Source organism: Kribbella sp. (assembly GCF_035687465.1).
Lineage (GTDB): Bacteria > Actinomycetota > Actinomycetes > Propionibacteriales > Kribbellaceae > Kribbella.
In genome coordinates this window covers 1-6607 of the sequence record NZ_DASRXP010000066.1, presented here as the reverse complement: position 1 = coordinate 6607, position 6607 = coordinate 1, and the positions used below count along the sequence as shown (strand labels likewise).

At 67.5% G+C, this 6607-nt stretch carries 7 protein-coding genes and 1 pseudogene; 5 read left to right on the top strand and 3 right to left on the bottom strand.

From position 1 onward, the window contains the following. From VFG33_RS03265 to VFG33_RS03250, 4 genes are all read left to right on the top strand, one after another. Positions 1-645 (top strand): cobalamin biosynthesis protein (locus VFG33_RS03265; RefSeq protein WP_325022209.1); only part of this gene is annotated, 645 nt, incomplete at its 5' end. Then, positions 645-1331: a phosphoglycerate mutase family protein gene (locus VFG33_RS03260; protein ID WP_325022207.1), complete on the top strand. Its 687-nt coding sequence runs from the start codon at positions 645-647 to the stop codon at positions 1329-1331. The genes VFG33_RS03265 and VFG33_RS03260, both read left to right, overlap by 1 nt. After that, complete coding sequence (locus VFG33_RS03255) at positions 1322-2281, top strand: DUF3500 domain-containing protein (RefSeq protein ID WP_325022205.1); 960 nt, start codon at positions 1322-1324, stop codon at positions 2279-2281. The genes VFG33_RS03260 and VFG33_RS03255 overlap by 10 nt, the downstream gene beginning before the upstream one ends. A gap of 27 nt (positions 2282-2308) precedes the next feature. Beyond that, the gene (locus tag VFG33_RS03250) at positions 2309-3232 is read left to right on the top strand and encodes a protein kinase family protein (protein WP_325022203.1); all 924 of its coding nucleotides are present in this window, start codon (positions 2309-2311) and stop codon (positions 3230-3232) included. A 2-nt stretch (positions 3233-3234) separates the two neighbouring features. On the opposite strand, the gene VFG33_RS03245 is transcribed toward VFG33_RS03250, so the two are convergent. The 3 genes from VFG33_RS03245 to VFG33_RS03235 form a co-directional block, all read right to left on the bottom strand. Beyond that, positions 3235-4380 (bottom strand): MFS transporter, encoded by a 1146-nt coding sequence (locus VFG33_RS03245; RefSeq protein ID WP_325022202.1) that lies wholly within the window; start codon positions 4378-4380, stop codon positions 3235-3237. Positions 4381-4529: 149 nt separating this feature from the next. Beyond that, positions 4530-5369: a GNAT family N-acetyltransferase gene (locus VFG33_RS03240; RefSeq protein WP_325022200.1), complete on the bottom strand. Its 840-nt coding sequence runs from the start codon at positions 5367-5369 to the stop codon at positions 4530-4532. A 107-nt stretch (positions 5370-5476) separates the two neighbouring features. After that, positions 5477-5788: a hypothetical protein gene (locus VFG33_RS03235; protein WP_325022197.1), complete on the bottom strand. Its 312-nt coding sequence runs from the start codon at positions 5786-5788 to the stop codon at positions 5477-5479. Between the two features lie 325 nt (positions 5789-6113). Between VFG33_RS03235 and VFG33_RS03230 the strand changes: the two are divergent. Further along, positions 6114-6607 (top strand): annotated as a pseudogene (locus tag VFG33_RS03230) (hypothetical protein); the annotation flags it as partial.

Sequence of the window (6607 nt, the reverse complement as noted above, 5' to 3'; positions counted from 1 at the left end):
AAGGACATTCCGGCTGCACGCGACCGGCTCGGGCACCTCTGCAGCCGCGACGCGGCTGACCTCGAAGCGGACGAGTTGGCCCGCGCGACGGTGGAGTCAGTGGCTGAGAACACTTCGGACGCGGCCGTGGCCCCACTGCTCTGGGGTGGCGTACTCGGGCTGCCTGGCCTGCTCGGTTATCGGGCAGCGAACACGCTGGACGCGATGGTCGGGTACAAGTCCACGAAGTACAGGAACTTCGGCTGGGCCTCAGCGAGACTCGATGACCTGGTCAACCTGGTCCCGGCGCGAGTCTGTGCGCTGCTCACCGGTCTGACCTCAGGCCGCCCGGCAGCGGTCTGGAGAGTCTGGCAGCGCGATGCTCCCGGACACCCGAGCCCCAATGCCGGACCGGTCGAGGCTGCGTTCGCCGGCGCCCTCGACCTGCGCCTCGGCGGCACGAACACGTACGGCGACGAGATCGAGAACCGCGGCACCCTCGGCGACGGATCCCCACCGGCCGTCGCCGACATCCGCCGTACGGCCGCTCTCGCCCGGCGCGTCTCCTACTCCGCCGCCGCGACCGCCGCGATCCTGGCGTTGCGTCCGAAGAACCGCGGGGCAGGCCCCTCGCTCTTTCGGACGCAACGACGAGGGGAGAGCTGATGCACCTGAGCCAGCGGCCGATACGGATCGCGCTGATCCGGCACGGCGAGTCCGAAGCGAACCTGGACAAGTCGATCTTCGAGCGGGTGCCGGACCACGCGATCCCGCTCACCCAGCACGGCTGGGACCAGTCGGCCGCGGCCGGGCTCCAGTTGCGCGAGCTGTTCGAGAACGAGCCAGTGCGGGTCTACGTCTCGCCGTACCTGCGGACCCTGCAGACGCTCGAAGGGCTCGGGCTGGGCGACCTGATCGGGATCGCCAACGAGGAGCCGCGGCTGCGCGAGCAGGACTGGGCCAACTACCAGGACACCGAGGACATCGACCGGCAGAGCAAACTCCGCGACTCCTACGGTCACTTCTTCTACCGGTTCACCGACGGTGAGTCGGGCGCCGACGTCTACGACCGGGTATCGAGCTTCCTGGAGACGATGCACCGCGACTTCGAGACCGCCGACTCGCCGCGCAACGTCCTGCTGGTCTCGCACGGCCTGACGATGCGGCTGTTCTGCATGCGCTGGTTCCACTGGTCGGTGAAGTTCTTCGAGACGCTGCGCAACCCCGGCAACGCCGAGACGCGCGCCCTGCTGCGCCAGCCCGATTTCCGGTACAAGCTGGACCGGCCGTTCGAACAAAGATTCAACTGCGGCTACGAACCGAAGGAACGGGAGCGATCGGCATGGTTGTAGACCAGACCCGCGAGGCAGCACAAGCCCTGCTGGGGAGCCTGGATCCTGGGCAGCGGGAGAAGATTTCGGCGCCTTTCGACACGCCGGACCACGATGTCTGGACCTACTTGCCCGGCGACCGGCCGGGGATCACGTTGGCGGAGCTGAGCGCGGACCAGCGGGAGTTGGCGATGCGGTTGCTCGAGCTGGCCTTGAGCGAGCGCGGGCTCGCGGATGCTCGCTCGGTTCTCTTCGCCGAGGCGGTACGCCGGGGGCTTCCGCAGACGGAGTCTGGCTCGACCATCGACGTGGGATCGGACCAGCGGTACTTCCTCCGCATTCTCGGTGATCCGGCCGGCCTCGAGCCGTGGGCGTGGCGGATCAACGGGCACCACCTGGCGCTGCACGTGACGATGGTCGACGGCGGGATCGGTTTCACCCCGCAGTTCTTCGGCGCCGAGCCCGCCGAGGTCCTGTCCGGACCGCACGCCGGACTGCGCACGCTGCCGACCGAGCAGGACCTCGGCTTCGAACTGCTCAACGCGCTCGAGCCCGGCCAGCGAGCCGCCGCGATCGTCGCGGATATCGCACCCGACGACATCCTCACCCGGCACGACCCGGTCGCGGACCCCGGCGTCCTGCGCCGCGGCCTCCCGTACGGCGAACTGAACGCCGGGCAACGCCAACTCCTCAGCCTCCTGATCGGCCAGTACGTCGGACGCGCGGCCGGCCCGATCGGTCTGCAGACCTGGCAGGACATCACCGACCACGGCATCGAGCGACTCACCTTCGCCTGGGCCGGTGGCACCGAGCCAGGCATTGGCCACTACTACTCGATCGCCGGCCCGAGCTTCCTCGCGGAGTACGACAACACTCAGGACGACGCCAACCACATCCACTCCGTCTGGCGAGACCTGCGCAACGACTGGGGCAAAGACCTCCTCGCTGCCCACTACGCCATGCACCGCTGAGCTGTGCCGATCTGATCGTGTCCACCCGTGGCTGAGCTCGATCGCCGACTCGTGGCGTGGTGTGAGCGACAACTGGGAGCCACGCCTGTCGAGCGGTTGATGGGCGTCTCTCAGATGGCGGAAGTGGTTGGTGTGCGCCTCGACGACGGCCGCAGCGTCGTGATCAAGTCCCGCAGCGATCCGACAGCGCGTGCGAAGACCTGCGTCGCGGTTCAGCACCACGCAGCAGATGCCGGATTCCCTTGTGCCCGGCCCTTGACCGACGTGACGGATCTCGACGGGCTCGCGGTTCATGCTGAGGAGTGGCGTCCAGGCGGCGAACTGTTGCGCGGGGACAGCCCGGAGATCGCCGAGCGGTCGGCCCAGCTCTATGCCCAACTCGCCGTGATCGTCGAAGATCTTCGCCTGTCGCCCCCACTGCCGAACCCCGAATGGGTGAACTGGGACCACGATGGCCCCGGCCTCTGGCCGCCGAACGAGCTCCACGACATCCGCCCCCTGGCGACCCAGCTCCCGCCGCCCCTGGTCGCGATCGCCACCCGCGCCCGCGCTCGCCTGATGAAGTCCGGACACCTACCGCGTGTCCTCGGCCACGCGGACTGGGAAGCCCAGAATCTCCGCTGGAATGCCGACGGTCCGCACGCCGTGCACGACTGGGACAGCATCGCGTGGTTGCCCGAGGCCGCGCTCGTCGGCGCCGCGAGTGGCGCGTTCGCCAGCGCGGAAATCCCGACACTGATGCCGCTCCACAGTTCTGAGGCCTTCATCGCGGCGTACGAGAATGCACGCGGCCGGACCTTCGCCGTCGAGGAACGGGAACTGGCCTGGGCCGCAAGCCTGTGGCCCGCCCTGCACAACGCCCGAGCCGAGTTCCTCTGGCACACCCAACCAGTCGCCCTCACCGAAGTGCTGACCCAAGGCGAAGAACGCCTCCGCCGAGCAGGCGCGTGAGATCAAAGGCGAGCTGGTAGCCGGAGTACGAAGCCGATGACGCAGGCGAGAACGATCGCGCTGGGGATCATGACCAGTGCCATTGCCGAGCCCACGGACAGAACGCTGCTGCTTGCCAGGATCCCGACGGCCGCAGGTGTGTAGAGCCCAGCGGCCCGGTGGCCGATGAACAGGGCAGTGAACCCGCTGCCGGGTCGCCCTGGTGCGCGAGCGGCCGCGTCGGCGAGCTGAGGTGCCAGCACCGAGATGCCGAGCCCGATCATCGCAACCCCTGCCAGTGTGAGGATGACCGATCCAGGCAATGTCGCCAGCAGTACTCCGATGACTGCGATCGCCAACCCACCTCGAGCGGTCATCGCCCCACCGAGTCGGGAGGTGGCATGGTCGCCGAAGAGTCGCCCACTGGCCATGGCGACCGTGAAGACGACAAAGGTCGCGGCAGCAATCCCCGCGCCCGCGCCGAGGTCATCACGGACTCTCAGCCCTGCCCACTCGCCAGTCGCGATCTCGAACGTCTCGGCCATCGCGTTGGCCATCGCCAGGCTGATCGCGGCAGCGCCAAGCAACGTCCAGCGTTTGGTCCGGCTGCCCGGGGTCAGCAGCTGCTGCAGGGGATGAGGCTGGTCTGACGGCAAGAGATCCGGTGCGATGATCAGCAAGGCGATGACGGCCACGCCCGCGACGCCACCGTAGTGCGCGATGAGCGGAACACCGAACTGTGCGGCGCCAGCGGCGGTCACTCCACCAGCAAGCGCGCCGACGCTCCAGACACCGTGCATCCGGCTCATGACCGGTCGCGGCCGCAGCGCGCTGATGACCGAGGCCTGCAGATTCATGGCAACGTCGACGAAGACGTCAAAGGCCGCGAGCACGACCAGCGTCACCACCAAGAGGGTTGCGGAGCCTGAGGCTCCGATCCCCACCAGGGCGGCGGCATAGAACAGGCCGCCAGCGACCAGGATCGGTCTGGAGCCTGCACGGCGAATGGCAACACCGCTGAAGAAGCTGGCGGTGAGCGCGACCAGACTGCCGGCCGACAGGGCAAGACCGAGCCCAGCGGTGGAAACCCCGGCCTGGTCGCGGACCTCTGACAGACGGGCGACGAGGGTCGCGTAGATGAAACCGTTGACGAAAAACTGTGCGCCCAACGCAAGAACAGTGCGGTGCCCGGAGTCGCCAGATCTCACTGACGCCCACCGACCACGCTCAGCGCGTACATCGCTGGAGAGTATCCAGGCTCTCGACTGTCACTGGAGGCGCGGCCTGCTCCGAGTTGCTCGTCGACCTCAGCCGCGGGTTAGAGGAAGCGGCCGCCAGGTAGGTAGGGCGCCGGTGCCGGCATCCCGCGGACGGCGAGGTACCCCTCGGTTGCCAGGTTGAGGCGCGCAGTCAGGCCGACGTCTATCGCCCAGTCGTTAGCGCTCGTGATGAAGTCGACCAAAGTGTCTCCAGAGGAGGAGGCGAGGGCTTCCCAGAGCAGGTCCTGTGCAGTCGCGGGATCTGTTGCTGCGAGAAGGGTCGCGCGGTTGTGGTGGTCGATGTACGCGTAGCCACGCCGGCCGGCGACGACGAGTCGCTGAGAGTTCAGCAGGAAGGTGTGGTCGGGTCCGTGACCGGCGCCGCGCAGGCTGGTGTCCAACTCGTTCATCCAGTCGAAGTCGTTCTCGTCGCCGTCGTTGATGCCCTTGATCACCGGGATCGTGGACCGGTCGACCGTGCCGACCATTTGCATCTCCGGGAGCAGGGAGAACCGGGCCTGCCGGTAGACCCGGGTGGCGCCGGGGTGGGTGGTGGAGTTGAACATCCCCGGGCGATCGCCGGCGTGTGCCAGGACGGCGTCCAGAAGTTGCCTGCCGATGCCGGTACCGCGGGCTTCGGGGAGCACGCCGTACGTCGTCAGGTACCAGAACCCGCCACGGTTCTGCGAGAACGCGAACCCATTGATGCCCCCGGCGCCGACCGACACCCAGCAGCCCGCCGGATCCACGGTGAGCAGGTGCCGCGCCCACTCGATCCACGCCTGGATGATCCTCAGCGGCCGTCCCTGCTCACCCGGCTCGAGGAACACTCGCTCCGACACCCGTTCGACGACGGGCAGATCTTCTTCCCGCATCTGCCTGACCCGCCTGTCATCCACCCATCGACGGTACCCAGTCCACCTCACCCGGGCCACCAACTTTCCCGCCACGACCGGCCGCGCGTGACCCGGAGTACGGGGGCTAGTAGGCCGTGCAGCGCTGGCCTTCACCAGACCCGAAGGATCCCTGGGGCGAGAAGGAACTCGCCGAATTCAAGGGAGCGACGGAGCCGCTTCCGACGGTACGGCGCAGTCGTCTCGACTGCGATTCGTTCGCGGTGCTCGGAGTAGATCTGAAGGGCATCGGATTCCAGCGAAGGGATGTAGACGTCTTCGGCGACGACCACGGCCACGAGGTCGTCCGACCGGTCGCGAAAGCCACGCCAGAGCAGGTCGAGCATCTCCTCCTCATCGGCGGCGTCACCGACCATCTCGATGGCGAGTTGACCGTCGGCATCCTCCGCGATCGCGAAGGGCATGAATTGAACTCGCTTGGCAACGCTGATCCTGGAAACCCTCGACCACGGTCCAGCGCACGCCACCCCAGATCCTCTTGGAATCGGTGATCTCTGCGGGCCGCGACCGAGGCCGACCTCCTCTCGGCACCGATCAATCGCACGCCGGGGATGGTGGCTTACTCGGACGGCTCTGAAGGTCACCTCAACCTTCCACAGGTCAGAGGTTGCTGTGGACAACTTGGCCTGATTCGATACCACCTACAAGATCCAGACAATCTTCGGAATCCCTTACAGATAAGGGCATTCCGAACGAAAACTGTCGGAGGCAGTGTCTAGAGTCTTGGGTATGGAGATCTTGGGCGCGCGACCGGCATGGTCGAAGACCAGCAGCGAACGGCTGCAGGTCCTCGACGCGGTCGAGACCGAGCTCGCCCGCCTGAAGACCGTCCGGCTCCACTACATGGCCAGCGTCGACGACTCCGGCGATGCCGCCAACCTAGGAGCCCACGACACCGTCGAACTGTTGTCGCTGCGCCACAACCGCCACCCCCGCGACGTCCGCCGCGACCTCACCCTCGCCAAAGCCCTCCCCAAATACCCCGCCGTCGCCGCCGCCCTCCCCGACCCAGCAGCAGATCTCGGCAGCGACCTCGACGATCACGTCGCCAGCGACGCCGACCTCGACGCCGACCTCGAAAGTGATCTAGCCGCCGCCCCGGACGCCGCCCCGGACGCCGAGGCGGACGGTGCCGCGGACCCGGACACCGACGCGGATGCGGACGGTGCCGTCGACCCGGACATCGATGCGGGCGGTGCAGACTCGGATGCTGGGGTGCGGGG